We start from the raw sequence: 26,331 nt of genomic DNA on the forward strand, positions 1-26,331 counted from the left end.
GATCATGACTCGGCAGCTTCTACCCGTTCGACGGGGTTTCCACACCGACGTCTCCGGTCACCCCGATCGGTTGCGCCGCGCACGTCTCCGCGGGTGGGGTGGGCCCCCGGCGTGGCGGCCCGCGGGCGCTTCGTACCCTCGCGGTGTGCCTCTGTACGCGCTCGGTGACGCCGAACCGGACATCCACCCGACCGCCTACGTCCATCCGGACGCCGTCGTGATCGGCAACGTGACGCTGGGCCCGGAGTCCACCGTCTGGCCCACCGCGGTGCTGCGCGGCGACGACGGCCGGATCGAGGTCGGTGCCCGCAGCAGCATCCAGGACGGGTCGATCATCCACACCACCCTGGAGCAGCCGACGATCATCGGGGACGAGGTGACCGTCGGGCACAACGTGCACATCGAGGCGGCCACCATCGGCGACCGGGCGCTGATCTCGTCCGGCTCGGTGGTGCTGAACGGCTCGACGATCGGCGAGGGCGCGATCGTCGCCGCCGGCGCGGTGGTGTCGCCGAAGGCCGACGTGCCCGCGTACCGGATGGCGCTGGGGGTCCCCGCCCGCGTCCGCGACGGCTACGAGGTGCCCGCCGACCGCTGGCGGTACGCCGTGGAGTCCTACGTCGACCGGGGCCGCCGCTTCGCCTCCCAGCTGCGCCGGCTGGAGGGCTGATGGCCAAGCCGCTGAACGAGGTCGTCGAGGCCGGGTGGGCCCAGGCCCTGGAACCGGTCGCCGAGACGATCACCGCGATGGGCGAGTTCCTGCGCGCGGAGATCGCCGCGGGCCGCCGTTACCTGCCCGCGGGGGCGAACGTGCTGCGCGCGTTCCAGCAGCCCTTCGACGAGGTCAGGGTGCTGCTCGTCGGACAGGACCCGTATCCGACCCCGGGCCACGCGGTCGGGCTGTCGTTCTCCGTCGCCCCCGAGACCCGCCCGCTGCCGCGCTCGCTGCAGAACATCTTCCGCGAGTACGCCGAGGACCTCGGGCACCCGGCGCCCACCTCGGGCGACCTGACCCCGTGGACCGAGCAGGGCGTGCTGCTGCTCAACCGGTGCCTGACCGTCGCCCCCGGGGAGCCGGCGTCGCACCGCAACAAGGGCTGGGAGGAGGTCACCGAGCAGGCGATCCGCGCCCTGGTGGCCCGCGACGCCGAGCCGATGGTCGCGATCCTCTGGGGCCGCGACGCCCGCAACCTCGCGCCGCTGCTGGAGGACGTGCCGACGATCGAGTCGGCCCACCCGTCGCCGATGTCGGCCGACCGCGGCTTCTTCGGGTCGCGGCCCTTCAGCCGGGCCAACGACCTGCTGGAGGAGATCGGCGGGGAACCCGTCGACTGGAAGCTGCCCTAGGCTGGACCGGGTGGACGACCCGGGGGACATGCGCATATCGGACGCCGACCGCGAGGCGGCGGCCCGCCGGCTGCACGACGCGGTCGGCGAGGGCCGCATCACGTTGAGCGAGCTGGAGGAACGGCTCGACGCGGTCTACGCCGCGCGCGTCGCCCGGGACCTGCAGCCGCCGCTGGCGGACCTGCCGGGCGGGCTGCCGCCGTCGGTCACCGCGCTCGCGCCCGTCCCCCCGCGTCCGCCCGCGCCGTCGGAGCGGGTGCGGCTGACGACCGCGGCGGGGACGATCAAGCGCACCGGGGACTGGCAGGTTCCCGCGGCGCTGCACCTGTCGTCGTCGATGGGGACCATCCACCTCGACCTGTCCGAGGTGCGGTCGCTGCCGCCGCGGATCGACGTCGAGGTCGCACTCGGGATGGGCGAGGTCGTGCTGGTCCTGCCCGAGGGCGGCACCGCCGACGTCGACGGCACGAAGGCGTCCTGGGGCGAGGTGAAGACCCGGGTGCCATCGACGCCCGGGGCGGCCGGGCCGCACCTCGTGGTGCACGGCAAGGTCGGCATGGGGTCGGTCACCGTGCGCGGGGCACGCCGCAGCTGGTGGCGCTCCGTGGTCGGCTGAGCCGAGCCCGGGAACGACGAAGGCCCGGTCCCCAGGGGACCGGGCCTCGATCGTGGTTCGGGTCTCGCGCACTCAGACGCGGGTCACCTTGCCCGCCTTCAGGCAGGAGGTGCAGGCGTTGATCCGACGGCGGTTGCCGCCGTTGATCGCGGCGCGCACCGTCTGGATGTTGGGGTTCCAGCGGCGGTGGGTGCGGCGGTGCGAGTGCGAGACGGACATGCCGAAGCCCGGACCCTTGCCACAGACGTCGCAGACGGCAGCCACGTCGGACACTCCTCGGGTTGACGAACAGATTCACGAACAGATTCTCGGCACGGACGTGCCGAGGCTCGGCCTTCAATTCTAGCCACGCCCGTGTCGTGACCGGCGCGCGGGGCCGTCCCGCGGCACCGGAGGCCTCCGCGCACCTAGTGTGGGGCCCGTGGCCTCGCCGTTCGACCCCGCGCTGCTGCGCCGCTGGATCGACGCCGCCGCCGAGCGGCTCACCGCCGGCCGGGCCGAGATCGACCGCATCAACGTCTTCCCGGTCGCCGACCACGACACCGGGTCGAACCTGCTGCTGACCGCCCGTGCGGCGGCCTCGGCCCCGCTGGACGGGGACTCCCCGGCCGCCGATGCCCCCGCCGCGGACCCCGCCGCCGAGGACGTCCGGCCGGTGCGTGCCGCGGCGGCCCTGGCCGCGGCCGCGGTGCGCGGGGCCCGCGGGAACTCCGGCCTGATCCTGTCCCAGCTGTTCCGGGGCCTGGCCGAGGAGCTGGAGGCCGCGGCCGCACGACGGCCGAACACCCCGGCCGGTGAGTTGCTCGCCGGGGCGCTGCGGCGGGCCGCGGCGCTGGCGGCCGTCGCGGTGTCCGCGCCGCGCCCGGGGACCGCGCTCACCGTGCTCGACGCCGCCGCCGCGGCCGTGGCGGCGCGGGTGGCGGCCGGGGCGGCCACCGGGCCGTCCTCCGCCGGTGCGGAGCTCACCCGGGTCGCCGACCTGCCCGACCCGTCCGGCCGCGCCGACCCGTCCGGCCGCGCCGACCCCGACGGCGGGGGCCTCGACACGACCGGTGCGCTCGCCGAGGCCGCCCGGGTGGCCGCGGACGCGGCTCGGGTCGCGCTGGCCCGGGCCACCGGGCGCCCACCCGAGCTGGTGCGGGCCGGGGTCGTCGACGCGGGCGGGCTGGGCCTGGTCGTCGTGCTGGACGCGCTGGTCGCCGCGGCGGGCGGCGATCCCGGGCCGCCGCCGTCGTCGCAGGTGGGGACGTCCGGCCCGGCCTCGGCGGTCACCGCCGACGGCGAGCTCGTGCCGTGGGTGCCCCAGCCGGTCTACGAGGTCACCTACTGGCTGCCCGGTCCCGACCCGGCCGCGCTGGAGACGCTGCGTGCCCGGCTCGCCGGGCTCGGGGACTCGGTCGGCCTCGCCGGGGACGGCGGTGGCGGGGTGATGGTGCACGTGCACACCACCGAGGCCGGGCCCGCGGTCGAGGCGGGGCTGGCGGTCGGGCGCCCGTCGGGGATCCGGATCGAGGCGCTGCCGCCGGCGCCGCCGACCCGGGACCGCGCGGTCCTGCTGATGATCGAGAGCAGCGGGGCCGGGGCGCTGGCCCGGGCCGCGGGCGGGAACGTGCTGGTCGCCGACCCGGACCCGACCGTCGACGAGGTCCTGGCCGCGATCCGCGCGACCGGCGCCGAGCACGTCGTGGTGCTGCCGTGCGCGACGCACCGGCGCACGGTCACCGAGACCGCGGCCGAGCGGGTGCGGTTCGAGGGCATCGACGTGGTGGTGATCCCGGCGAGCTCGGTGCTGCAGGGCCTGGCCGCGCTCGCGGTGCACGACCCGGCCCGCCGCGCCCCGGACGACGTCGTCGCGATGGCCGAGGCCGCGGCCGCCACCCGGACCGGTGGGCTGGCCGTCGCCGAGGCCGAGGCGCTCACCTGGGCCGGTCCCTGCCGCCCGGGGGAGATCCTCGGGATCTCCGACGGCGAGGTCGTGCTGATCGCCCCGGATCTCGCTGTCGGTGCCCTGTGGTTGGCTCACCGCATGCTCACTCCGGGTGGGGAGCTGGTGACCGTGCTGCTCGGCTCGGCCGCCCCCGACGGGCTCGGGGAGCGGTTCGCCGAGGACCTGCGCCGCACCCACCCGGAGGTCGACGTCGTGGTGCACCGGGGGGAGCAGGGCGACTACCCGCTGGTGCTGGGAGTGGAGTAGATGGACGACGGGTTCGACCTCGACAGCAGGCTCGACGGGCCGCTCGGGCGCAAGGCCGCCGACGCGCTGGCCCCGCTCGGGCTGGAGACCGTCGGGGACCTGCTGCGGCACTACCCGCGGCGCTACGTCGACCGCGGCCGGCTCACCGAGATCGCCGGGCTGGTCGCGGGCGAGCACGTCACCGTCGTCGCGGCGGTGGCGCGTGCCGAGCTGCGGGAGATGCGCAACCGGCGCGGGAAGATGCTCAAGGCCGTCATCCGGGACGAGAAGGGCGGCGAGCTCGACGCCACGTTCTTCAACGGCTGGAAGCTGCAGGGCTTCATCAAGCAGGGCGTCGTCGGCGTGTTCTCCGGCAAGGTCGGGGTGTTCAACAACCGGCTGCAGCTGACCCACCCGCAGTTCGAGGAGATCGAGGAGAGCGACTCGCTGCGCCCGTTCCTGTCGGTCTATCCGGCGAACGCGAAGGTGACCTCGCAGGCCATCGCACGATCGGTGCGCCAGGTCCTGGAGCAGATCGACGACCCGACGGACCCGCTGCCCGAGTCGCTGCGCGAGCGGGAGAAGCTGCCCGAGCTGGGGCGGGCGCTGCGGCGCATCCACGTGCCGGAGACCGAGTCCGACCTGTTCGCCGCCCGGCACCGCCTGGTGTGGGACGAGGCGCTCGGTGTGCAGCTGGCGCTCGCACTCCGGCGGGAGGCCGCCGTCGCGCGGCCGGCCCCGGTGTGCCCGCGCCGCGACGACGGCCTGCTCGCCGCGTTCGACGCGGACCTGCCGTTCCCGCTGACCGAGGGCCAGCAGGAGGTCGGCGAGCAGGTCGCCGCGGACCTCGCCCGTGAGTACCCGATGAACCGCCTCGTGCAGGGCGACGTCGGCGCGGGCAAGACGATCGTCGCGCTGCGGGCGATGCTGCAGGCCGTCGACGCGGGCACCCAGGCCGCGATGCTGGCCCCCACCGAGGTCCTCGCCGCCCAGCACGCCCGCTCGCTGCGCGCGATGCTCGGCGCGCTCGGCCGCGGCGGCGAGCTCGGCGCCGGGGAGGACGCGACCGCGGTGACGCTGCTGACCGGGTCGATGGGGGCGAAGGCCAAGCGGCAGGCGCTGCTCGACGCGCAGTCCGGGGCGGCGGGGATCGTCGTCGGGACCCACGCGCTGATCCAGGACACCGTCGGGTTCGCCGAGCTGGGGCTGGTCGTGGTCGACGAGCAGCACCGGTTCGGGGTGGAGCAGCGCGACGCGCTGCGCGCCCGCGGCGAGAAGGCCCCGCACATGCTGGTCATGACGGCGACGCCGATCCCCCGCACCGTGGCGATGACCGTCTACGGGGACCTGGCGGTGTCCGAGCTGAAGGGGTTGCCGAAGGGCCGCTCCCCGGTCGCGACGACGGTCGTGCCGCTGGCCGAGCACCCGTCGTGGATCGAGCGGGTGTGGCAGCGGATCCGCGAGGAGGTCGAGGCGGGCCACCAGTGCTACGTCGTGTGCCCCCGGGTCGGTGGTGCCGAGAAGGAGGGTGCCGAGAAGGAGGACGCCGAGGAGCCCCCGCCGGACGACGACGGCGGCGAGGAGCGGCGCGCCCCGCTCGCGGTGCTCGACATCGCCCCGCTGATCTCCGAGAAGCTGGCCGGGCTGCGGGTCGGGATCCTGCACGGCAAGCTCCCGCCGGAGGAGAAGGACACCGTGATGCGGGCCTTCGAACGCGCCGAGCTCGACGTGCTCGTCGCGACCACGGTGATCGAGGTCGGCGTCGACGTACCGAACGCGACCGGGATCGTGCTGCTCGACGCGGACCGCTTCGGCCTGTCCCAGCTGCACCAGCTGCGCGGCCGGGTCGGCCGTGGCAGCGCACCCGGCCTGTGCCTGCTGGTCACCGACATGCCCGCCGCGACCGCCGCCCGCGAACGGCTCGACGCGATCGCCGGGACCACCGACGGCTTCGAGCTGGCCCGCCTCGACCTGGAGCTGCGCCGCGAGGGCGACGTCCTCGGGTCGAGCCAGTCCGGCTCCCGCTCGGGGCTCAAGCTGCTGTCGCTGCTGCGCCACGGCGAGGTGATCGAGAAGGCCCAGGTGTACGCCCGGCACCTGGTCGCCGAGGACCCGGGCCTGGCCGGCCACCCGCGGCTGCGGGACCTGGTGGGGGAGACCCTCGGCGACGAGGAGCGGGCCGCCTACCTGGACAAGTCCTGACCGGTCACGGCCCGGGGAGCTCGCCCCGGGCCGCGGCGTCCAGCCGGGCGCGGGCCGGGCGGGGCAGGTGTACCCGTCCGGACCGTTCCAGCCGGTCCAGCTCGACGCGGGCGCGGCCGTAGGCGGCGAGCCGCTCGGGTTCGGAGTCGGAGTCCCGAGCGGTGGTCAGCAGCTTCACCACCCGCTCCACGGTGCGCCGTTCCTCGGGGTCCAGCCCGGCGAGCCGGATCCGGTCGGCGGCGTCGACCGCGGCGGTCCAGGCGCGGCGGGCGGCGTCGACGGCACGCACGTGGGTCCCGGCGTGCGGCTCGCCCGGGTAGCCGTCGGTGTCCAGTGCCTGGGCCTCGGCGAACGCGTCGACGAACCGGGCGGTGGCCGCCACCGTGGTGTCCGACAGCGCGGGGCGGCGCAGCACGGCCAGCGGGTCGGCCTCGTGCGCGGCGAACTCCGCGCGCAGCCGCTGGAACTCCGCTCGCGCGCGTCGCCACGCCTGCTCCGCGGCAACGGCCTCGGACGACAGCACGGGACGTGCGGCCGGTTCCGGGGCGGGGCCGGGACCGGGGCCGTGGTCGGCGCGCAGCCGCCGGTAGGCGCCGATCACGGCCATCACCAGCAGCGCGAACGACAGCAACTGGAACACCACGGCCACCACGCCACCACCTCCCCGCCGCGCCGGCCGACGGGGCCGGTACCCGTCCCACGGTGCCCGAGGTGTCCGGATCGCGCCACGCACCGGCCCCGCGACGGCACGTCGTGCCACGCCACGGGGCACCACCGGCACGCCGGGACCGGGCGACGTCCCGCTGTGTGGGCACCCTGTCCCGAGCAGTGGTCGGGACCCGGCCGGTCGTGTCAGGATCACGCGTCCGTCGCGCGGGAACCCCCCCGCCGCCACGGGCGTCGTCGCCGATCGTGATGAGGAGAACGATGTTCCGCAAGGTGCTGGTGGCCAACCGGGGCGAGATCGCCATCCGGGCGTTCCGGGCCGCGTTCGAGCTGGGTGTCTCGACGGTGGCGGTGTTCCCGTACGAGGACCGCAACTCGCTGCACCGCGCGAAGGCCGACGAGTCCTACCAGATCGGGGAGCCGGGGCACCCGGTCCGCGCCTACCTGTCGGTGGAGGAGGTCATCCGTGCGGCGAAGAAGGCCGGCGCGGACGCGGTCTACCCCGGCTACGGCTTCATGTCGGAGAACCCCGATCTGGCCCGTGCCTGCGCCGAGGAGGGCATCACCTTCGTCGGGCCGCCGACGGAGGTCCTGCACCTGACGGGCAACAAGTTCCGCGCCGTCGCCGCCGCCCGGGAGGCGGGCGTGCCGGTACTGGAGTCCTCCGAGCCGTCCTCGGACGTCGAGGAGCTGCTCGCGGCGGCCGAGAACATCGACTTCCCGATCTTCGTCAAGGCGGTCGCCGGGGGTGGCGGACGCGGGATGCGCCGGGTCACCGAGCCCGGCGACCTGCGTGACGCGATCGAGGCCGCGAGCCGGGAGGCGGAGTCCGCGTTCGGCGACGGCACCGTGTTCCTGGAGCAGGCCGTGGTCAACCCGCGGCACATCGAGGTCCAGATCCTGGCCGACGCCGACGGCAACGTCGTGCACCTGTTCGAGCGCGACTGCTCGGTGCAGCGCCGCCACCAGAAGGTCGTCGAGATCGCCCCGGCCCCGAACCTGGACCCGGAGCTGCGGGACCGGATCTGCGCCGACGCGGTGAACTTCGCGCGGAAGATCGGCTATGTCAACGCGGGGACCGTGGAGTTCCTGCTCGACGAGCGCGGCAAGCACCACTTCATCGAGATGAACCCGCGCATCCAGGTCGAGCACACCGTCACCGAGCAGGTCACCGACCGCGACCTGGTCATCGCCCAGCTGCGGATCGCCTCGGGCATGACGCTGCCGGAGCTGCGGCTGACCCAGGACGACATCACCCTCACCGGTGCGGCGATGCAGACCCGCATCACCACCGAGGACCCGGCCAACGAATTCCGGCCCGACGTCGGCACGCTGTCGGTCTACCGCTCCCCGGGCGGCCCGGGCGTGCGCCTGGACGGCGGCACCGTGCACGTCGGCGCCGAGGTCTCCGCGCACTTCGACTCGATGCTGGTCAAGCTGACCTGCCACGGCCACGACTTCGCCAACGCCGCCCGGCGCGCCCGTCGCGCGCTGGCCGAGTTCCGGATCCGTGGCGTGGCGACGAACCTGCCGTTCCTCGCCGCCGTGCTGGAGGACGAGGACTTCAAGCAGGGCCGGGTCACCACCAGCTTCATCGAGGAGCGCCCGCACCTGCTCTCCGCGCGCCCGTCGGCCGACCGCGGCTCGCGCATCCTGCAGTACCTGGGTGAGGTCACGGTCAACAAGCCGAACGGCGACCGCCCGCTGGTCGTGGAGCCGGTCGACAAGCTGCCCGCCGACATCGACCTGGAGGCGCCCGCGCCGGACGGCTCGGCGCAGCTGCTGCGCGAGCTCGGGCCCGAGGGCTTCGCGCGCCGGCTGCGCGAGCAGACCGCGGTCGCGGTCACCGACACGACGTTCCGCGACGCCCACCAGTCGCTGCTGGCGACCCGGATCCGGACCCGGGACCTGGTCGCGGTCGCGCCCTACGTCGCGCGGACCATGCCCGAGCTGCTGTCTCTGGAGTGCTGGGGCGGCGCGACCTACGACGTCGCGCTGCGCTTCCTGGCCGAGGACCCGTGGGACCGGCTCGCCGCGCTCAAGGCCGCGGCGCCGAACATCTGCACCCAGATGCTGCTGCGCGGGCGCAACACCGTCGGCTACACGCCCTACCCGACGGAGGTGACCGACGCCTTCGTGCAGGAGGCGGCGGACACCGGCATGGACATCTTCCGGATCTTCGACGCCCTCAACGACGTCTCCCAGATGCGCCCGGCCATCGACGCCGTCCGGAACACCGGCACGGCGCTGGCCGAGGTCGCGCTCTGCTACACCGCGGACCTGTCCGACCCGGGCGAGAAGCTCTACACCCTGGACTACTACCTGCGCCTCGCCGAGGAGATCGTCGACGCGGGCGCGCACGTCCTGGCGATCAAGGACATGGCCGGCCTGCTGCGCCCGCCCGCGGCGAAGAAGCTGGTCACGGCGCTGCGGGAGCGGTTCGACCTCCCCGTGCACCTGCACACCCACGACACCGCGGGCGGGCAGCTCGCGACGCTGGTCGCGGCGATCGACGCCGGGGTCGACGCCGTCGACGGCGCGGTCGCCTCGATGGCAGGCACCACCAGCCAGCCGTCGCTGTCGGCGCTGGTCGCGGCCACCGACCACACCGACCGCGCGACCGGGCTGAGCCTGACGGCGGTCGGGGACATGGAGCCGTACTGGGAGGCGGTACGGAAGGTCTACGCGCCGTTCGAGTCCGGCCTCGCGTCGCCGACCGGGCGGGTCTACCACCACGAGATCCCCGGCGGTCAGCTGTCGAACCTGCGCCAGCAGGCGATCGCGCTCGGGCTGGGCGACCGGTTCGAGCTGATCGAGGACTGCTACGCCGCGGCGGACCGGATGCTGGGCAGGCTGGTGAAGGTGACGCCGTCGTCGAAGGTCGTCGGCGACCTGGCCCTGCACCTGGTCGGGGCCGGGGTGGACGCCGCGGACTTCGAGAAGGACCCGGCGAGCTTCGACATCCCGGACTCGGTGATCGGGTTCCTGCGCGGTGAGCTGGGCTCGCCGCCCGCGGGCTGGCCGGAGCCGTTCCGGACCCGCGCGCTGGAGGGCCGCAGCCCCGAGGCGGAGAAGGCGGAGCTGTCCATCGAGGACCGTCGTGGGCTGCGCGACGAGCGTCGCCGCACGCTGAACCGGCTGCTGTTCCCCGGCCCGACCACGGACTTCGACACCCACCGCGAGCAGTACGGCAACACCGCGGTGCTGTCGTCGAAGGACTTCTTCTACGGGCTGGAGGAGGACCTCGAGCACACCGTGGACCTGGAGCCCGGCGTCACCCTGATCATCGAGCTGGAGGCCGTCTCCGAGCCCGACGAGCGCGGCTACCGCACCCTGCTGACCACGCTCAACGGGCAGCTGCGCCCGGTGGCGGTGCGTGACGAGTCGGTCGCGACCGAGGTCAAGGCCGCGGAGAAGGCCGACAAGGGCAACGACGCGCACGTCGCGGCCCCGTTCGCCGGGGTCGTGACGCTGCAGGTCGACGAGGGCGACACCGTCGACGACGGCCAGACCGTCGCCACCATCGAGGCCATGAAGATGGAGGCGTCGATCACCGCGCACCGGGCCGGAACCGTGAAGCGGCTCGCGATCGGGCAGGTCACCCAGGTCGAGGGCGGGGACCTGCTGGTCGAGCTGGACTGAGCCGCACGGCACGATGGAGCGATGACCAGGCTGATCGCGGGCACGGCGGGCGGACGACGGCTCGCCGTGCCGCCGTCGGGGACCCGGCCGACCTCCGACCGGGTCCGTGAGGCGCTGTTCTCCGCGCTCGACCACGACCCGGGTCTCGGCGGTGCCGCCGTGCTGGACGTGTGCGCCGGGTCGGGCGCGCTCGGGCTGGAGGCGCTGTCGCGGGGCGCGACCGACGCGGTGTTCATCGAGTCGGACAAGCGGGCCGCGGGGGTGCTGCGGCGCAACCTGGCCGCGGTCGGGCTCGGCGGGTCGGTCGTCACCGGGCGGGCCGGGACGGTGCTGGCCGGGCCCGCGCCGCGGGCGTTCGACGTCGTGCTCGTCGACCCGCCCTACGCGGTGCCCGACGACGAGGTCGCGGGCTGGCTGACCGCCGCCGCCACCCACGGCTGGCTCGCGCCCGGTGCGGCGGTCGTCGTCGAGCGGGCGAAGTCGTCGGGTGAGTTCGGCTGGCCCGCCGGGTTCAGCGCGGGCCGGTCCCGCCGCTACGGCGACACCGTCCTGCACCACGGCTCGCTCGGGGGCTGAGCCCGGATCAGGCCGCCGGGCCCAGCAGCCGGTGGGGCGTCAGGTCCGGCACCGTGCGGTGCGCCCCGGCGGCGGTCAGCTCCGCGTCCCCGGCTGTCGTCCGGACCCCGACGATGGTGCCCATCCCGGCCGCGACCAGCGAGGAGACCCCGGCGACGGAGTCCTCGAACGCGACGCAGCCGGCCGGGTCGGCGTCGAGACGGCGGCACGCGGTGAGATAGCCTTCCGGGTCCGGCTTGCCGCGGACGACGTCCTCGGCGGTGACGACGAGCTCGAGCAGCGGTGCCGTACCGAGCACGTCGCCCAGCACCCGGTCGGCCCAGCCGCGACGGGCGCTCGTCACCACCGCGAGCCGGTGCCCGCGCCCGGCCAGCGACCGGAGCAGCGCGGGAGCGCCGGGGACGACGTCGACGTCGTCGGCGAGGGCGGTGCCGTGCCCGGCCAGCCGCGCGACGAGCTCGTCGGTGTCGGTGGCGCGCCACGGCCCGTCGACCTCGCGCAGCGCGTCGGCCGCGCGGCGGCCCATGAACCGGTGCCGGTAGGTCTCGTCGTCGACCTCGGCGCCCCACTCGGCGAAGAACCGGGCCCAGGTCCGGCGGTGCACGTGCTCGCTGCGCACGAGGGTGCCGTCGAGGTCGAACACGACCGGGGCGCCGTCGGGAACGGTGCCCGTCACAGGCGGAACAGCTCGTCGCCGGCGCGGACCGTGTGCCCGGTGGGGGCGCTCACCGAGCCGGCGGGCGAGTCCAGCACGACGACCGGGCAGGTCGGCGCGAGGCCGGCCGCCCGCACGGCGGCGAGGTCCACGGTCAGCACCGGCGCGCCCCGCTCGACCGCGTCGCCCTTCGCGACGTGCGCGGTGAACCCGGCCCCGCCGAGCGAGACCGTGTCGATGCCGACGTGGACCAGGATCCCGGGGCCACCGTCGGCGGTGATCACGAAGGCGTGCGGGTGCAGCGCCGCGACGGTGCCGGCGACCGGGGCCAGCACGACCGCCTCGGTGGCGTCCGCGGGCGGCTCGACGGCCGTCCCGCCGCCGAGCAGCTCGTCGCGGAAGACCGGGTCGGGCACCCCCGCGGGGCCGACCACCGCGCCGTCGACGGGCGCGACGACGGACGTCACAGCAGGTCCCGGACGTCGTCGCAGAGGTTCTCCGCCTCCGGCCCGATCACGACCTGCACGACGGTCCCGGACCGGACCACACCGTGCGCCCCGGCGGCCTTCAACGCCGCGTCGTCGACCAGGCCGGGGTCGCCGACCTCGGTCCGGAGCCGGGTGATGCACGCCTCGATGTCGGTGATGTTCGCGGACCCGCCCAGCCCCGCCACGATGTCGTCGGCCCTGCTCATAGGAGGTCTCCCTCTGGTCGCAACTGGTTATGACCAGTGTCTTGACAGGGTGTCGTCCAGCCCGCACCCTCACTGGTTATAACCAGACCGTACCGGCTGACGCGACGGCTCCACAACGCCCGCGCACCGGCCCCGGTCGCCGACACCCTCACGAGGAGTGCGAGCCCATGAGCACCTCCACAGCGGAACCGGTACGACGACGGGCCGGGCTGGCCGGCCTGCAGCGTCTCGGCCGGAGCCTGATGCTCCCGATCGCCGTCCTGCCCGCGGCCGGCCTGCTGCTGCGCCTCGGGCAGGACGACCTGCTCGGCGGCGTCGAGGCGCTGAAGCAGCCCGCGGCCGTGCTCGCCGCGGCAGGCGGCGCGCTGTTCGACCACCTACCGATGATCTTCGCGCTCGGCATCGCGATCGGCTGGGCGCGCCGCTCCGACGGCTCCACCGCGCTGGCCGCCCTCGTCGGCTACCTCGTGATGGACGGCGTGTTCACCGCGCTGTCCCCGGTGCTGCTGCCCGGGGTGCTCGACTCGAAGGGCGAGCAGGCCACGATCGACTTCGGGGTGCTGGGCGGCATCGTCGCGGGCCTGGTCGCGGCACTGCTGTGGCAGCGCTTCCACCGCACGACGCTGCCGACCTTCCTCGGCTTCTTCAACGGCCGCCGGCTGGTCCCGATCCTCACCGCCGTGTCGATGATGGTGATCGCGTCGGCCATGAGCCTGGTCTACCCGGTGTTCAACGCCGGGCTGACCGGGCTGGGCAACGCCGTCGGGGAGAACGCCGTCGTCGGCGGCGGGATCTTCGGCCTGGTCAACCGGCTGCTGCTGCCCGTCGGGCTGCACCACATCGTCAACTCGGTCGTCTGGTTCCTCATCGGGGACTTCGACGGCACCCGCGGCGACCTCAACCGCTTCTTCGCCGGCGACCCGACCGCCGGGGCCTTCATGACCGGCTTCTTCCCGATCATGATGTTCGCGCTGCCCGCCGCGGCACTCGCGATCTGGCACGAGGCCCGCCCGGAGAAGCGCAAGCTGGTGGGCGGGATCATGGTGTCGGTCGCGCTGACCTCCTTCGTCACCGGCATCACCGAGCCGCTCGAGTACGCCTTCGTCTACGTGGCGTGGCCGCTGTACCTGATCCACGCGGTGCTCACCGGTACCTCGCTCGCGCTGGTCAACGCGCTCGACATCCACAGCGGGTTCGCCTTCTCCGCCGGCGCGATCGACTACGTCCTCAACTTCGGCCAGGCCACCCGGCCGCTGTGGCTGATCCCGATCGGGCTCGCCTACGCCGTCGTCTACTACGTGCTGTTCCGCTTCGTGATCCGTCGCTGGAACCTGCGCACCCCCGGCCGGGAGGACGACGAGACCACCGGCACCGGGACCACACCGGCCACCGTCACCGCCGCGAGCACCGCGAGCACCGAGAGCTCCGCGAGCACCGAGAGCTCCGCGACCGCCGAGAGCGCCGGGACCACCGACACCGCAGGGCGGACCGACCGGTGACCGTCCACGAGGAGCAGGAGAGCACCGTGCACACCCGTACCGCCGTCGTCGCGTCCCGGGTGGGGCTGCACGCCCGCCCGGCCGCGCTGTTCGCCCGAGCCGCCGCCGCCACCGGGCTGCCCGTCACCGTCGCGACCGACGGGAAGGACCCGGTCGACGCGCGCAGTGTCCTCGGGCTCATGACCCTCGGCGTCGTCTTCGGCGACGAGGTCGTGCTGCGGGCCGACGGCGACGGCGCCCCGGCCGCGCTGGACGGCCTCGTGACACTGCTCGAGACGGACCACGACGCGTGATGCGTGACCGCGTGCTCCGCGGCACCGTCGTCACCGACGGCCGGCTGCTCCCGGACTCGGTCGTCGCGGTCGCGGGGGACCGGATCGTCGCGGTCCTCCCGGCCGCGGCGTACGACGGTCCGCTCCCGCCCGCGTCGTCGTCGCTGCTGCTGCCGGGGCTGGTCGACGTGCACGACCACGGCGGCGCCGGGCACGGCTTCCCGGACGCGACGGCGGCGGGGGCGGCGGCCGCCGTCGCCCACCACCGCGCCCACGGCACGACGACGATCCTCGCCTCGCTGGTCTCCGCCCCGCCGGCCGTGCTGGCGGAGCGGATCGCGACGCTGCGCCCGCTCGTCGTCGCCGGGGACCTCGCCGGGATCCACCTGGAGGGACCGTTCCTCGCGGCCGCGCGGTGCGGCGCGCACGACCCGGGTGCGCTCCTCCCGGGCGACCCGGCGCTGCTCGACGAGCTGCTCACCAAGGCCGACGGGGCCGTCGCGTCGGTGACCTACGCGCCGGAGACCGCGCACGCGGCGGACCTGCTCACGGTGCTCGCCACGCACGGGGTGCTGCCGAGCATCGGCCACACCGACGCCGACGCCCGCACCACCGCGACCGGGATCGCACGGGCGGGCGGCGCGCCGATGAGCGCCACCCACCTGTTCAACGCGATGCCCCCGATGCACCACCGGGCGCCCGGGCCGGTCGCGGCGTGCCTGGCCGCGGCCGGCCGGGGCGAGCTCGTCGTGGAGCTCGTCGCCGACGGGGTGCACCTGTCGCCCGACACCGTCGCCGCGGTGTTCGACCTGGTCGGGCCGGACCGGGTCGCGCTGGTCACCGACGCGATGGCCGCCGCCGGGATGCCCGACGGCCGCTACCACCTGGGCACGATGCAGGTCCGGGTCGACGACGGTGTCGCCCGGATCCCGGACGGGCCCATCGCGGGCGGCACCGCGTGCCTGGTCGACGTCGTGCGCGCCACGGTGCGCGACGCGGGTGTCCGGCTGCAGGACGCGGTGCTCGCCGCGACCCGCACCCCGGCCCGGCTCCTCGGGCTCGACGGCGAGGTCGGGTCGCTGGCCCCGGGCCACCGCGCCGACGTGCTCGTCACCGACGCGGACCTGCGGCCGCAGCAGGTGCTGCGCGCCGGCCTGCCCGTCACCGACGGGGGTGCGTGATGGAGATCGTGGTCCTCGACGACCCGCCGGCCTGCGGGCGGGCGGTCGCCGACGCCGTCGCCGACGTCCTGGCCCGCGACACCGGCCGGCCGCCGACCCTCGGGCTCGCCACCGGCAGCTCCCCGCTGCCCGCCTACGCCGAGCTGGTCCGCCGCCACCGCGACGAGGGGCTGTCCTTCGCCGGGGCCCGCGCCTTCCTGCTCGACGAGTACCTGGGCCTGCCCGCGGGGCACCCGCAGTCCTATCGCGAGGTCATCCGCCGCGAGCTCACCGACCACCTCGACATCGACCCGGCCGCGGTGCACGCCCCGGACGGCACCCGCGCGGACCCGGCCGGGGCCGCGGCGGACTACGAACGGCTGCTCGCCGCGTGCGGCCCGGTGGACCTGCAGATCCTCGGCATCGGCAGCAATGGGCACATCGGGTTCAACGAGCCCGGCTCGGCGTTCGGCTCGCGCACCCGGGTCGCGACGCTGACCGAGCGGACCCGCGCCGACAACGCCCGCTTCTTCGACCGTCCCGCGGACGTGCCGCACCGGGTGCTCACCCAGGGGCCGGCCACGATCATGGAGGCCCGGCGGATCGTGCTCGTCGCGACCGGGGAGGGCAAGCGCGCAGCCGTGGCGGCGACGGTGTCCGGACCGGTCACGACCGACGTGCCCGCGACCGTGCTGCGCGACCACCCGCGCTGCACGCTGGTGCTCGACCGGGCGGCCGCCGGGGAGCGGGCCGGGCCCGTCGCGGCCGGGCAGGTCGGCGGACCGGGACGGGGGCGGTAGTGGCTACGGTGGACGGCACCATGAACGGCGAGGTCCGGATCGGCGACGGGGTCGTGCCCAAGCACGAGCAGCTCCGCGTCCTGCTCGCGGAGACGATCGCGCGGGACTTCGCGCCCGGCGACGCCTTCCCCAGCGAGCGCAGGCTGTGTCTGGACCACGGCGTGAGCCGGGTGACGGTGCGGGCCGCCGTCGGCGAGCTGGAGCGCGACGGGTTGCTGACCCGGGTCCGCGGCAAGGGCACCTACGTCGCCGCCCGCACCGCGCGCTCCCGGCTGCACCTCGCGTCCTTCCACGACGACATGCGCCGGCTCGGGCTGACCCCGACCACGGTCGTCCTCGAGGTCGCGCTCACCGCCGGACCGCCGGAGGCCGTCCGCGCGCTCGGCCAGGGGCCCGACGGCCGGTGCTGGCACCTGCGGCGGCTGCGGGTCGCCGACGGGGTGCCGATGTCGATCGACGACGCCTGGTACGACGCCGAACAGGTCCCCGACCTCGACGTCCACGACCTCAGCGGCTCGGTCTACGGGATCCTCCAGGAGCACTACCGGCTCCCCATCGACCGCGCCGAGCAGACCGTCGCCGCCCAGCAGGCCGACGAGGCCTCGGCGGTCCTGCTCGGGATCCCCGCCGGGCACCCGATCCTGGTGTTCGACCGGACCTCCAGCTCCGGCGACCGGCCGGTCGAGTACACCGTGTCGCGCTACCGCGGTGACCGCTACGAGCTGCACATGTCGCTGGACCGCAGCTGGGCCTGACCGGTGATCACCGGCTGATAGGTTCCGGCCATGCCCGAGGTCCGTCGCGCCGTCTGCCCCGGTTCCTACGACCCGCCGACGGTCGGTCACCTCGACGTCATCGCCCGCACCGCGGCGCTGTTCGACGAGGTGTTCGTCGCGATCCTGGTGAACCCCCGCAAGGAGGGGCTGTTCTCCGTCGACGAGCGCGTCGCGATGCTCACCGAGATCACCGCGGACCTGCCGGGCGTGCGGGTCGAGTCGTTCCAGGGGCTCGTCGTCGACTACTGCCGCGAGCGCGGCGCCCAGGCGATGGTCAAGGGCCTGCGCGGGGCGACGGACTACGACTACGAGCTCCCGATGGCGCACATGAACCGGCACCTGACCGGGGTCGAGACGCTGTTCCTCCCCGGTGCGCCCGGTCAGGTCTACGTGTCGAGCTCGCTGGTCAAGGAGGTCGCCCGCGGCGGCGGCGACGTCACCGCGTTCCTCCCGCCGAGCGTGCACTCCCGGCTGCTGGACCGGCTCGCCTGACACGCGCGAGCGGCGCCCAATAACGGGTCCGCGCCCGTGACGGTGAGAGGATCCGGCGCGTGTACCGGGTCTTCGAGTCGCTGGACGCGCTGGTGACGATCGTCGAGGAGGCGCGCAGCGTCCCGATGACGTCGAACTGCGTGGTCCCGCGCGGCGACGTGCTGGAGCTCCTCGACGACGTCCGCGAGGCGATCCCGGGCGAGATGGACGACGCCCAGGACGTGCTCGACCGGCGCGACGACGTCGTGTCCGAGGCGGAGCGCGAGGCGGAGGAGACCCGGACCGCGGCGAACTCCGAGGCCGAGGAGACGCTGCAGAACGCGCGCACCGAGGCCGAGCGGCTCGTCGCCGAGGCGCAGGAGGAGGCCGGGCGCACCCTGGCCGAGGCCCGCCACGAGGCGGAGCGCGTGGTCGCCGAGGGCCGCCGTCAGTACGCCGAGGTCACCGACCGGGCCCGGGACGAGGCCGAGCGGATGAGCCACGCCGGCCGGGCCGCGCACGACCGGCTCATCGCCGACGGGCAGAACGAGCAGACCCGGCTGGTGTCCCAGACCGAGGTCGTCCGCTCCGCACACGCCGAGGCCGGCCGGATCGTCGACGGCGCACACGCCGAGGCCGACCGGCTGCGCCGGGAGTGCGACGACTACGTCGACACCACCCTGGGCGAGCTGGAGACCACCCTGAACAACGCGCTCGGCGTCGTCGGGCGCGGGCGCAGCCAGATCTGGCGCGGCCAGTACGGCCCGAACTACGGCGGCGGACGGCCCCCGGAGCCGGGCCGCACCGGCACCGGGATGGACCTGATCGACTGAGGGCCGCGGGGGCTCGGGCGGTCCCGGCCGGGCGCCGGCGCGGCACTCACCCCGGGTCCACCGCGCGGCGGAGCCGGAGCGCGGCCCCGGCGGCGCCCACGACCGACATCACCACGACCACGCCGCACAGGACCGAGGCCACCGGCGCCAGGCCCCACACGTCGACCGCGGCCCCCGCGAGCAGGCTCGCCACGGCGGCCGCGAGGTAGCAGTACAGGTAGACCGCGGCGAGGGTGCCGGCGCGCGTGCCCTCCGGGCTCCGGTCGAGCAGGACCCGGATCGCGCCGGCGAACGCGACACCGAACCCGGCCCCGGCCGCGACCGCGGCGACGAGGTAGGCGGCGAAGCTCCCGAGGGCGATCGCGCCGACGAACCCGGCGGTGCCGGCCGCCAGCACGACGGCCCCGCCGGTCAGTGCGCGGGCGGCGGGCAGCCGGGCGGCCGCGAGCCCCGCCGCCGGTCCCGCGAGGTGGTAGACGGCGACGGCCAGGGCGCCGCTGAACAGGTCGTCGCGGCCCAGTACGGAGGCCGCGAGCGACGGGGCCAGGGCCTGGGTGAACCCGCCGAGGACGTAGGTCGCCGCGACGACGACACACACCATCGGGAACAGTCGGCGCGCGGCGCGGGGCACCCGGACCTCCGGCCGCAGCGACCGCAGCGCCCCGGGCCGCCGGGCCGCGGTCTCCGGCAGCAGGGCGAGCGCCGCGGCGGCCACGACGAGCAGTCCCGCTGCGACGACGAAGGACCGGACGGGTGCGCCGTCCGGCGCGAGCTGCACCGCGGCTCCGGAGGCGAGCGCGCCGAGCGCGATGCCGCCCGGCGGCGCGCCGCTCGTGATCGCCCCGGCCAGCCCGGGACGCGCCGGAGGCGCCAGGTCGACGACGTAGCCGCCGAGCGCGGCCAGCGCGAGCCCCACCGACACCCCCTGGACCGCCCGCCCGATGATCAACGGTGCGGACGAGTCGACGGTGGCGAGGACCAGGCACGCCACCGCGCCGACGATCAGCGCGGGCACCGCCACCCGGCGCCGGCCCACGTGGTCGGACAGGCTGCCGCAGCACAGCAGGGCCACCAGCAGCGGCACGACGTAGACGGCGAACGCCCCGGTGAGCGCGACCGTCGAGATGCCGTAGGACCGCTGGTAGACGACGTAGAGCGGTGCCGGCACCCCGGCCGCGGCGGAGACCACCACGAAGGACACCGATGCCGTGGCGAAGGCCAGCGGGAGTGATCGGGGCCGGAGCACCGGTCTCAGGTCGCCGGGACGACGGACAGCGGAGCAGCGAGGATCACCGTCCGAGACTAGGCGTTCCGGATCGGCGTCCGGGACCGGAGGGCCCGCGGCACACCGTCCGGCGACGGGGTCGGTCCGGGCCGCCGTGCCCTCAGCCCTGCTGCGCCGCCCACTCCTCGACCCGGCGCCCGCTCTCCTCCGGCGACAGGTCCTCCACCCGGGTCATCACCGCCCACCGCACCCCGTACGGGTCGACGACCGAGCCGAACCGGTCCCCGGACACGAACGTCGAGACCGGCTCGCGCACCGTCGACCCGGCCTCGACCAGCGTCGCGACGGCCGCGTCCACGTCGGGTACGTACACCGCGAGCGACAGCGACACCGGGTGGTCGCCCGCCGGGGCGGCGACGAGGCCGTAGTCGGGCATCGCGTCGGAGACGGTGAACCGGCCGGCCGCCAGCTCCAGCTCGGCGTGCCCGACCATCCCGCCCATCTCGGTGACCGAGAGCACCCGGGCCCCGAAGGCGGCGCAGTAGAGTTCGATCGCCGCGCGGGCGGGCGATGCCACCAGGTGCGGGGTGAGTGAGGTGACCCCGTGCGGACGGCCGTCGGTGGTGTGGGCGCCGGTGACGCTGCTCGTGAGCTCCATACGACGAGCCTCCCCGCCCCGCGACGGCGCGGATTGAACATTGCCGACAGGGGGTTGGTCGATGGCCGTCGAGTCGCGCGGACACCTGAACCCGGGTGCCCCCGAGGTCGCGCTCGACCGGGTGCCCATCGGGCTCGACGACCTCGTCCGGTGGGTGTGGACCGCCCGCTGGGACGTCCCGCCGGGGCGCACGGTGCGCCAGCGGGTGCTGCAGTACCCGGCGTTCAACCTCGTCACCGACCCGGTCACCGCGACGCTGCACGGGCCGCGCACCGGCGTCGACGTCCGGGAGCTGGCCGGGCGGTCGTGGGTCGTCGGCGTCCTGCTGCGGCCCGGCGCGACCCCGCTGTTCACAGCCACCGCACCCGCCGCGCTGCGCGGGACCGCCGAGGAGGTCCGCGGCGCGCCGGTGGCGGAGCTCACCGCGGCCGTGGCGGGTGGCGACCCGGCCGCGACGGTGCGGGACTGGCTCGCCCCGCTGGCGGACCGGGTCACCGACGCCGGACGCCTGGTCAACCGGGCCTGCGCGTTGGCCGAGTCCCGCGCCGACGTCCTGCGCGCCGACCAGCTCGCCGAGCTCGTCGGTGTCGCACCGCGGACCCTGGAACGCCTGGTCCGCGGCCACGTCGGACTGACCCCGCTGTGGCTGATCGAGTGCCGTCGTCTGCAGCACGCCGCCGCGGTGCTCCGGACCGACCCGGGCACCGCACTGGCCGGGCTGGCCGCCGATCTCGGCTACGCCGACCAGGCCCACTTCACCCGTCGTTACCGGGCGGTGCTCGGCGAGACGCCCGGCGCGACCCGGCAGGCGGCCCGCGCGGCCGGGTGATCACGGGTACCGCTGCGACACAAGGTGCTTCACCACGCGCAGTCGCTGTGGTCGGATACGCCGGACGCAGGAATCCAGGTCACCCGCCGTACTACCCTCCCGCGCATGGCACGCCGGCCCGAACCCGACCCGACGACCTGGTGGGCACGCTACGGGCACCGGCTGGAAGGACCCCCTGTGACGAACCCGGCGCAGCCCCCGGCCGAGGTCCCGGCTCCCGACGCCCCGCGGCCCGAGCTCCCACGCTCCGAGGCCCCGCGCGGGACCCCCGGGGCGGCCGCGGCGGACCTGCGTGAGGACGCCATGCTGCGCGCGCGGCCCGACCGGCCGCGCACCGGATGGCGGCGCGCCCTCTACGACGTCACCGGCGGCCGTGTGAACCCCGGCCCGAGCGACGCCGAGGAGCTCCGCTCCGGGCTGCTGAACCGGGTCCGCGCGCCGCTGGCCGGGGCGCACCGGGTGGCGGTCATGTCGGTGAAGGGCGGCGTCGGCAAGACCACGGTCGCGGCCTGCCTCGGACAGGCGCTGGCCGAGCACCGCGGGGACCGGGCCGTCGTCCTCGACGCCAACCCCGACGCCGGGACGCTCGCCGACCGCCTCACCGGCGACTCCCGGATCACCGTCCGCGAGCTGCTGAACGATCTGGACTCGGTCGGCACCTGGACCGACGTGTCCCGCTACACCAGCCTCGCCGGGCGCCTGCAGGTCCTGGCCTCGGAGCAGGACCCCGCCTCGGGTGAGGCGTTCTCCCGCGACGAGTACGAGCGCGTGGTCGACCTCCTGGGCCGCTTCTTCAACATCATCATCACCGACTCCGGCACCGGGATGGTGCACTCCACGATGCAGGGCACCCTCGCGCGCGCCGACTCGGTCGTCGTGGTCGGGGCCCCGACCGTCGACGGCGCGGGCCGGGCCAGCAAGACGCTGGACTGGCTGGTCGCACACGGCCACGGCGACCTCGTCCGCGACGCGGTGGTCGTGCTGTCCTGCGACCGGCGCAGCGCCGAGGTCGACGCCGCGCGGATCCGCGAGCACTTCGCCCAGCGGGTGCGCGGCGTCGTCGAGGTCCCGCACGACCCGCACCTGGCCACCGGCGGCCGGGTCGACCCGGCCCGGCTCCGCCCGGCGACCGCGGACGCGTTCCTGGAGCTGGGCGCCCTGGTCGCCGACGCGTTCGACGTGCGACGACGCGACTGAACGGGCCGCGTACGCTGGTCCGCGAGATGAACACCGCGCGCAGCCAGAACCGTCCCGACGACAACCCCTGGGTCCTCTCCACCCGTGAGCTGGCCCGCCGCCCCGGTAACCAGCGCACCGTGGCCCGTACGGTCCCCGCGCCGTCGGGCGACGCCGAGATCGGCCTGACCGGGGTGATCACCGTCCCCGGCGGGTCCGACGTCGAGCTCGACGTGTCCCTGGAGTCGGTGACCGAGGGCGTCTACGTCTCCGGCACGGCCGATGCCCGGCTGGCGGGGGAGTGCTCGCGCTGCCTGGAGCCGATCGGTGAGGACGTGCAGGTCCGGATCGGCGAGCTGTTCGCCTACCCGGACTCGGTCACCGAGGAGACCACCGACGCCGACGAGATCCCGCGCCTGGTCGACGAGCGCATCGACCTCACCCAGACCGTGCGCGACGCGATCGTCACCGAGCTCCCGATGGCGCCCCTGTGCCGCGAGGACTGCCCCGGTCTGTGCGTCGAGTGCGGCGAGAGGTGGGCCGATCTCCCGTCGGATCACGGGCATGAGACACTGGATCCTCGTTGGGCGGCGCTCCGTGAGCGCCTGCCCTCCACCGACTGAGCGGCGGCTCCACATGAGCCCGCTCCCCGGTGGGCAGACCTGATCGTTCGAAGTACCGAGGAGTGTCATCATGGCCGTTCCCAAGCGCCGGATGTCGCGGTCGAACACGCGTGCGCGCCGGTCGCAGTGGAAGGCCACTGCGCCGACCCTGGTCGCCTGCTCGAACCGCGCCTGCCGTGAGCCGAAGCTGCAGCACATCGCCTGCCCGACCTGTGGGCAGTACGACGGCCGTCAGGTCACCAGCCCGGCCTGATCGCAGCAGTGGGCGACAAGAGCGTGACCGGTCCGGTGACGGACCGGTCACCTCTGCTGTCCGCACTCGGTGTGGACCTGGACGAGGCGCTGCTCACGCTGGCGCTCACCCACCGGTCCTACGCCTACGAGCACGGCGGTCTGCCGACCAACGAGCGCCTGGAGTTCCTGGGCGACTCGGTGCTGTCGATCGTGATCACCGAGCGGCTCTACCGGGACCACCCGGACCTGCCCGAGGGGCAGCTGGCGAAGCTGCGCGCGAGCGTGGTCAACATGCACGCGCTCGCCACCGTCGCGGTGGCGCTGCCGACGCCGGACGACGGGCCGCACGGCCTCGGCGCGTACCTGTACCTGGGGCGCGGTGAGGAGCTGACCGGTGGCCGGTCGAAGGCCAGCATCCTGGCCGACGCCACCGAGGCGCTGCTCGGCGCGGTGTACCTCGCGCACGGCCTCGAGCCGTCCCGCGAGCTGATCCACCGGCTGTTCGCGGACCTGCTGCACAGTGCCCCGCTGCTCGGCGCGGGCCTGGACTGGAAGACCAGCCTGCAGGAGCTCACCGCCGCCGGCGGGCACGGCGTGCCCGAGTACCGGATCGACGAGGAGGGCCCGGACCACCTGAAGGTGTTCACCGCGACGGCCGTCGTCGGGGGTCGTGACCTCGGCAGCGGTGCGGGGCGCACCAAGAAGGAGGCCGAGCAGAAGGCGGCCGAGATCGCCTGGCACGCGCTGTCCGACGAGAGTGCCGGCTCCGGGCGGTAGCCGTCGATGCCGGAACTGCCCGAGGTCGAGGTCGTCCGCCGCGGCCTCGCCGACCACGTGCTGGACCGGCGGATCGCCCGCGTCGAGGTGCTGCATCCGCGCGCGGTACGCCGGCACCCGACCGGCGCGGACGACTTCACCGGCCGGCTGACCGGGCGCACGCTGTCCGCGGCCGCGCGGCGCGGCAAGTACCTCTGGCTGGAGCTGGACACCGCGGGCACCGGCGACGACGCACTGCTCGCGCACCTGGGCATGTCCGGGCAGATGCTGGTGGAGCCCCCGGACGCGCCCGACGAGAAGCACCTGCGGGTCCGCGTCCGGTTCGACGACGACGGCCCCGAGCTCCGCTTCGTCGACCAGCGCACCTTCGGCGGGCTGTCGGTGCACCCGCTCGCCGCGGCCGCGGGCGGCGGCCTGGTGCCCGAGCCGGTCGCGCACATCGCGCGCGACCCGATGGACCCGGCGTTCTCGGCCGACGACGCCGTCGCGGCGCTGCGTCGCCGTCGCACCGAGGTCAAGCGTGCGCTGCTCGACCAGACCGTCGTCTCCGGGATCGGCAACATCTACGCCGACGAGGCGCTGTGGCGGGCCCGGCTGCACGGCACCCGGCCCACCGGGAAGCTCACCCGGGCCCAGGGTCACGCCGTCCTCGACGCCGCGACGACCGTCATGCACGAGGCGCTCGCCCAGGGCGGGACCTCCTTCGACGCGCTGTACGTCAACGTCAACGGCGCCTCGGGCTACTTCGACCGCTCCCTGAACGTCTACGGCCGGGCGGACCGGGCGTGCCGTCGCTGCGGCACCCCGATCCGCCGGGACGCGTTCATGAACCGCTCGTCGTTCACCTGCCCGCGGTGCCAGCCGGCGCCGCGGCCGCGTCGCTGAGCGGCGCGGGGGTCAGGAGCAGTCGCGGCGCAGCAGGTCCTCCGGGGTGTCGCGGCGCAGCAGCGGCAGCGACGCCCCCGCGGCGACGGCGATCACCGGCGGGCGCGGGACCTGGTTGTAGGTCGACGCCATCGACGCGTGGTACGCGCCGGACACCGGCACCGCCAGCAGGTCCCCGGGCGCGACGTCGGCGGGCAGCCGGACGCCGTCGGCGATCACGTCGGAGGACTCGCAGTGCCGCCCCGCCACGCGGACCGTCTCCAGCGGCGCCCGGGTGGCGCGCCCGACGAGCCGGACCGGGTAGCGGGCGCCGTAGAGGGCGGGGCGCGGGTCGTCGCTCATGCCGCCGTCGACCAGCACGGTGGTGCGGCCGTCGCCGCAGCGCTGCACGGCGCCGACCCGGTAGAGCGTCACCCCGGCCCGGGCGACGACCGCGCGTCCCGGCTCGACCAGCAGCCGCGGCTCGTCGATCCCGTGCGCCGCGCAGGTCCGGGCCAGGGTGCCCCGCACGGCCCGGCCGAACGTCGCCGGGGCCAGGCAGGGCTCGCCCTCGGCGTAGCCGACCGCGTGGCCGCCGCCCAGATCCAGCTCGGCGACGGTGATCCCGTACCGCGCGCGCAGCGCCGCGATCACACCCACCATCCGGACCGCGGCGCGCTCGTAGCGCGACACCGACGGCACCTGCGAGCCGAGGTGGCAGTGCAGCCCGGCCAGCTCCAGCTCGGGGCGGGCCAGCACCCGTCCGGCGACCTCGCACGCCTCGGCGGGCGGCATCCCGAACCACGACGACGCGGTGCCGGTCGTGAGCCCCGGGTGGGTGCCGGCGTCGACGTCCGGGCTGATCCGCAGCAGCACCTTCTGCCGGTGCGGCGCGAGCGTGGCGATCCGGTCGACCTCCGCCGCCGAGTCCAGCACGACCCGCCCGACGCCCGCGGCGAACGCCGCCTTGAGGTCCTCGTCGGTCTTGACGGTGCCGTGCAGCACGATCCGGTCGCCGGGCAGCCCCGCGGCCGCGGCCACCGCGACCTCACCGCCGGAGCAGGCGTCGACCGAACAGCCCTCGTCGGCGACCAGGCGGGCCATCCCGCGGCAGAGGAACGCCTTGCCGGCGTAGACGATCTCGGCGTCGGGCAGCGCGGCCCGGTAGGCGCGGCAGCGGGCGCGGACGTCGGCGGTGTCGAGCACCTGCACCGGGGTGCCGAAGCGGGCGGCGAGCCCGGCGAGGTCGACCCCGCCGATCTGCAGGGCGCCGTCGGAGGTGGCGCGGGTCGTGAGCGGCCACAGGCCCGGCTCGAGGCGGGCGGCCAGCGTCGGGCGGAGGGAGGGGAGCAGGTCGGCGAGGGTCACCGGGATGACTCCTTGGTGGCGGGCGCCCGGTGCGGGCGCCGTGCTCCTCCGTTGTCACCCCGCGGGCGCCTCCGTGCCCGTTCCCGCTACGCCGCCCTGACGGGGCCGGTGCCACCACTGGCGGCACCTTGACACGCACGGGGTGCAGTGGTGCGCGCACTACTGCGCACTGCGTAGTACTCTCCGGTGCGCAAG

28 protein-coding genes are annotated in these 26,331 nt (G+C 75.2%); 20 read left to right on the plus strand and 8 right to left on the minus strand.

What is annotated here, in order from left to right:
- Positions 1–145 precede the first annotated feature (145 nt).
- From ZF1_RS07765 to ZF1_RS07775, 3 genes are read left to right on the plus strand one after another with little or no spacing between them, the layout of a single operon-like run.
- Positions 146–670: a gamma carbonic anhydrase family protein gene (locus ZF1_RS07765; RefSeq protein ID WP_405418679.1), complete on the plus strand. Its 525-nt coding sequence runs from the start codon at positions 146–148 to the stop codon at positions 668–670.
- Positions 667–1,347, plus strand: coding sequence for a uracil-DNA glycosylase (locus tag ZF1_RS07770; RefSeq protein ID WP_062400939.1), 681 nt, complete (start codon positions 667–669; stop codon positions 1,345–1,347). Before ZF1_RS07765 ends, ZF1_RS07770 begins: the two co-directional genes overlap by 4 nt.
- 10 nt (positions 1,348–1,357) lie before the next feature.
- Complete coding sequence (locus ZF1_RS07775; RefSeq protein WP_482636874.1) at positions 1,358–1,963, plus strand: DUF1707 SHOCT-like domain-containing protein; 606 nt, start codon at positions 1,358–1,360, stop codon at positions 1,961–1,963.
- A gap of 72 nt (positions 1,964–2,035) precedes the next feature.
- On the opposite strand, the gene rpmB is transcribed toward ZF1_RS07775, so the two are convergent.
- Positions 2,036–2,227: a 50S ribosomal protein L28 gene (gene rpmB, locus ZF1_RS07780; RefSeq protein WP_020627372.1), complete on the minus strand. Its 192-nt coding sequence runs from the start codon at positions 2,225–2,227 to the stop codon at positions 2,036–2,038.
- A 157-nt stretch (positions 2,228–2,384) separates the two neighbouring features.
- Between rpmB and ZF1_RS07785 the strand changes: the two genes are divergently transcribed.
- The gene (locus tag ZF1_RS07785; RefSeq protein ID WP_482636875.1) at positions 2,385–4,157 is read left to right on the plus strand and encodes a DAK2 domain-containing protein; all 1,773 of its coding nucleotides are present in this window, start codon (positions 2,385–2,387) and stop codon (positions 4,155–4,157) included.
- Positions 4,158–6,338 carry an ATP-dependent DNA helicase RecG gene (locus ZF1_RS07790; protein ID WP_482636876.1) on the plus strand — a complete coding sequence of 727 codons (2,181 nt, stop codon included), beginning with the start codon at positions 4,158–4,160 and terminating at the stop codon, positions 6,336–6,338. It begins immediately after the preceding gene.
- A gap of 4 nt (positions 6,339–6,342) precedes the next feature.
- On the opposite strand, the gene ZF1_RS07795 is transcribed toward ZF1_RS07790, so the two are convergent.
- The gene (locus ZF1_RS07795; protein ID WP_482636877.1) at positions 6,343–6,990 is read right to left on the minus strand and encodes a hypothetical protein; all 648 of its coding nucleotides are present in this window, start codon (positions 6,988–6,990) and stop codon (positions 6,343–6,345) included.
- Between the two features lie 275 nt (positions 6,991–7,265).
- On the opposite strand from ZF1_RS07795, the gene ZF1_RS07800 reads away from it, so the two are divergent.
- Together ZF1_RS07800 and rsmD are read left to right on the plus strand one after the other, a co-directional pair.
- On the plus strand, positions 7,266–10,646 hold the full coding sequence (locus ZF1_RS07800) for a pyruvate carboxylase (RefSeq protein WP_482636878.1): 3,381 nt from the start codon (positions 7,266–7,268) through the stop codon (positions 10,644–10,646).
- 21 nt (positions 10,647–10,667) lie between these two features.
- Positions 10,668–11,222, plus strand: a complete 555-nt coding sequence (gene rsmD / locus ZF1_RS07805) for a 16S rRNA (guanine(966)-N(2))-methyltransferase RsmD (RefSeq protein ID WP_482636879.1) — start codon at positions 10,668–10,670, stop codon at positions 11,220–11,222.
- Positions 11,223–11,229: 7 nt separating this feature from the next.
- On the opposite strand, the gene ZF1_RS07810 is transcribed toward rsmD, so the two are convergent.
- Genes ZF1_RS07810 through ZF1_RS07820 form a run of 3 tightly spaced genes read right to left on the minus strand, consistent with a single transcriptional unit; the run spans position 11,230 to position 12,571 of the window.
- Positions 11,230–11,898, minus strand: a complete 669-nt coding sequence (locus tag ZF1_RS07810) for an HAD family hydrolase (protein ID WP_482636880.1) — start codon at positions 11,896–11,898, stop codon at positions 11,230–11,232.
- Complete coding sequence (locus ZF1_RS07815) at positions 11,895–12,344, minus strand: PTS sugar transporter subunit IIA (protein ID WP_357547082.1); 450 nt, start codon at positions 12,342–12,344, stop codon at positions 11,895–11,897. The genes ZF1_RS07810 and ZF1_RS07815 overlap by 4 nt, the downstream gene beginning before the upstream one ends.
- Positions 12,341–12,571 (minus strand): PTS sugar transporter subunit IIB, encoded by a 231-nt coding sequence (locus tag ZF1_RS07820; RefSeq protein ID WP_073578205.1) that lies wholly within the window; start codon positions 12,569–12,571, stop codon positions 12,341–12,343. Before ZF1_RS07820 ends, ZF1_RS07815 begins: the two co-directional genes overlap by 4 nt.
- 167 nt (positions 12,572–12,738) lie before the next feature.
- On the opposite strand from ZF1_RS07820, the gene ZF1_RS07825 reads away from it, so the two are divergent.
- From ZF1_RS07825 to ZF1_RS07855, 7 genes are read left to right on the plus strand one after another with little or no spacing between them, the layout of a single operon-like run.
- Complete coding sequence (locus tag ZF1_RS07825; protein WP_482636881.1) at positions 12,739–14,070, plus strand: PTS transporter subunit EIIC; 1,332 nt, start codon at positions 12,739–12,741, stop codon at positions 14,068–14,070.
- Between the two features lie 26 nt (positions 14,071–14,096).
- Complete coding sequence (locus tag ZF1_RS07830) at positions 14,097–14,363, plus strand: HPr family phosphocarrier protein (RefSeq protein ID WP_062404348.1); 267 nt, start codon at positions 14,097–14,099, stop codon at positions 14,361–14,363.
- The gene (locus ZF1_RS07835) at positions 14,363–15,523 is read left to right on the plus strand and encodes an N-acetylglucosamine-6-phosphate deacetylase (protein ID WP_482638684.1); all 1,161 of its coding nucleotides are present in this window, start codon (positions 14,363–14,365) and stop codon (positions 15,521–15,523) included. Before ZF1_RS07830 ends, ZF1_RS07835 begins: the two co-directional genes overlap by 1 nt.
- On the plus strand, positions 15,523–16,302 hold the full coding sequence (locus ZF1_RS07840; RefSeq protein ID WP_482636882.1) for a glucosamine-6-phosphate deaminase: 780 nt from the start codon (positions 15,523–15,525) through the stop codon (positions 16,300–16,302). Before ZF1_RS07835 ends, ZF1_RS07840 begins: the two co-directional genes overlap by 1 nt.
- 20 nt (positions 16,303–16,322) lie before the next feature.
- A complete protein-coding gene (locus ZF1_RS07845) occupies positions 16,323–17,057 on the plus strand; it encodes a GntR family transcriptional regulator (protein WP_482636883.1) in 735 nt (244 codons plus the stop codon).
- A gap of 30 nt (positions 17,058–17,087) precedes the next feature.
- Complete coding sequence (gene coaD, locus ZF1_RS07850; RefSeq protein WP_062400963.1) at positions 17,088–17,570, plus strand: pantetheine-phosphate adenylyltransferase; 483 nt, start codon at positions 17,088–17,090, stop codon at positions 17,568–17,570.
- Positions 17,571–17,629: 59 nt separating this feature from the next.
- On the plus strand, positions 17,630–18,382 hold the full coding sequence (locus tag ZF1_RS07855; RefSeq protein WP_062400965.1) for a DivIVA domain-containing protein: 753 nt from the start codon (positions 17,630–17,632) through the stop codon (positions 18,380–18,382).
- A gap of 46 nt (positions 18,383–18,428) precedes the next feature.
- On the opposite strand, the gene ZF1_RS07860 is transcribed toward ZF1_RS07855, so the two are convergent.
- Positions 18,429–19,574 carry an MFS transporter gene (locus ZF1_RS07860; RefSeq protein WP_482636884.1) on the minus strand — a complete coding sequence of 382 codons (1,146 nt, stop codon included), beginning with the start codon at positions 19,572–19,574 and terminating at the stop codon, positions 18,429–18,431.
- Between the two features lie 193 nt (positions 19,575–19,767).
- Positions 19,768–20,265: a VOC family protein gene (locus ZF1_RS07865; RefSeq protein WP_062400968.1), complete on the minus strand. Its 498-nt coding sequence runs from the start codon at positions 20,263–20,265 to the stop codon at positions 19,768–19,770.
- A 61-nt stretch (positions 20,266–20,326) separates the two neighbouring features.
- On the opposite strand from ZF1_RS07865, the gene ZF1_RS07870 reads away from it, so the two are divergent.
- From ZF1_RS07870 to mutM, 6 genes are all read left to right on the plus strand, one after another.
- On the plus strand, positions 20,327–21,094 hold the full coding sequence (locus ZF1_RS07870) for a helix-turn-helix domain-containing protein (RefSeq protein ID WP_482636885.1): 768 nt from the start codon (positions 20,327–20,329) through the stop codon (positions 21,092–21,094).
- A 105-nt stretch (positions 21,095–21,199) separates the two neighbouring features.
- On the plus strand, positions 21,200–22,291 hold the full coding sequence (locus ZF1_RS07875; protein WP_482636886.1) for a MinD/ParA family ATP-binding protein: 1,092 nt from the start codon (positions 21,200–21,202) through the stop codon (positions 22,289–22,291).
- A 26-nt stretch (positions 22,292–22,317) separates the two neighbouring features.
- Complete coding sequence (locus ZF1_RS07880) at positions 22,318–22,893, plus strand: YceD family protein (protein ID WP_062400972.1); 576 nt, start codon at positions 22,318–22,320, stop codon at positions 22,891–22,893.
- Positions 22,894–22,963: 70 nt separating this feature from the next.
- On the plus strand, positions 22,964–23,146 hold the full coding sequence (gene rpmF / locus ZF1_RS07885; protein WP_020626225.1) for a 50S ribosomal protein L32: 183 nt from the start codon (positions 22,964–22,966) through the stop codon (positions 23,144–23,146).
- A gap of 8 nt (positions 23,147–23,154) precedes the next feature.
- A complete protein-coding gene (gene rnc / locus ZF1_RS07890; RefSeq protein WP_208821126.1) occupies positions 23,155–23,904 on the plus strand; it encodes a ribonuclease III in 750 nt (249 codons plus the stop codon).
- 6 nt (positions 23,905–23,910) lie between these two features.
- Positions 23,911–24,789 (plus strand): bifunctional DNA-formamidopyrimidine glycosylase/DNA-(apurinic or apyrimidinic site) lyase, encoded by an 879-nt coding sequence (mutM, locus tag ZF1_RS07895; protein ID WP_482636887.1) that lies wholly within the window; start codon positions 23,911–23,913, stop codon positions 24,787–24,789.
- Between the two features lie 12 nt (positions 24,790–24,801).
- On the opposite strand, the gene lysA is transcribed toward mutM, so the two are convergent.
- A complete protein-coding gene (gene lysA, locus ZF1_RS07900) occupies positions 24,802–26,136 on the minus strand; it encodes a diaminopimelate decarboxylase (RefSeq protein WP_482636888.1) in 1,335 nt (444 codons plus the stop codon).
- Positions 26,137–26,331: the final 195 nt, after the last annotated feature.

It is taken from the genome of Pseudonocardia sp. ZF1 (assembly GCF_056835605.1).

Bases quoted from the DNA above. Each gene is read 5' to 3' on its own strand.
- ZF1_RS07875 (WP_482636886.1), top strand. From the start codon at position 21,200: ATGGCACGCCGGCCCGAACCCGACCCGACGACCTGGTGGGCACGCTAC.
- ZF1_RS07870 (WP_482636885.1), top strand. From the start codon at position 20,327: ATGGCCGTCGAGTCGCGCGGACACCTGAACCCGGGTGCCCCCGAGGTC.
- rsmD (WP_482636879.1), top strand. From the start codon at position 10,668: ATGACCAGGCTGATCGCGGGCACGGCGGGCGGACGACGGCTCGCCGTG.
- ZF1_RS07845 (WP_482636883.1), top strand. From the start codon at position 16,323: ATGAACGGCGAGGTCCGGATCGGCGACGGGGTCGTGCCCAAGCACGAG.
- ZF1_RS07880 (WP_062400972.1), top strand. From the start codon at position 22,318: ATGAACACCGCGCGCAGCCAGAACCGTCCCGACGACAACCCCTGGGTC.
- ZF1_RS07800 (WP_482636878.1), top strand. From the start codon at position 7,266: ATGTTCCGCAAGGTGCTGGTGGCCAACCGGGGCGAGATCGCCATCCGG.
- ZF1_RS07820 (WP_073578205.1), bottom strand. From the start codon at position 12,571: ATGAGCAGGGCCGACGACATCGTGGCGGGGCTGGGCGGGTCCGCGAAC.
- mutM (WP_482636887.1), top strand. From the start codon at position 23,911: ATGCCGGAACTGCCCGAGGTCGAGGTCGTCCGCCGCGGCCTCGCCGAC.
- ZF1_RS07865 (WP_062400968.1), bottom strand. From the start codon at position 20,265: ATGGAGCTCACGAGCAGCGTCACCGGCGCCCACACCACCGACGGCCGT.
- ZF1_RS07835 (WP_482638684.1), top strand. From the start codon at position 14,363: ATGCGTGACCGCGTGCTCCGCGGCACCGTCGTCACCGACGGCCGGCTG.
- ZF1_RS07790 (WP_482636876.1), top strand. From the start codon at position 4,158: ATGGACGACGGGTTCGACCTCGACAGCAGGCTCGACGGGCCGCTCGGG.
- coaD (WP_062400963.1), top strand. From the start codon at position 17,088: ATGCCCGAGGTCCGTCGCGCCGTCTGCCCCGGTTCCTACGACCCGCCG.
- ZF1_RS07840 (WP_482636882.1), top strand. From the start codon at position 15,523: ATGGAGATCGTGGTCCTCGACGACCCGCCGGCCTGCGGGCGGGCGGTC.
- rpmF (WP_020626225.1), top strand. From the start codon at position 22,964: ATGGCCGTTCCCAAGCGCCGGATGTCGCGGTCGAACACGCGTGCGCGC.
- ZF1_RS07825 (WP_482636881.1), top strand. From the start codon at position 12,739: ATGAGCACCTCCACAGCGGAACCGGTACGACGACGGGCCGGGCTGGCC.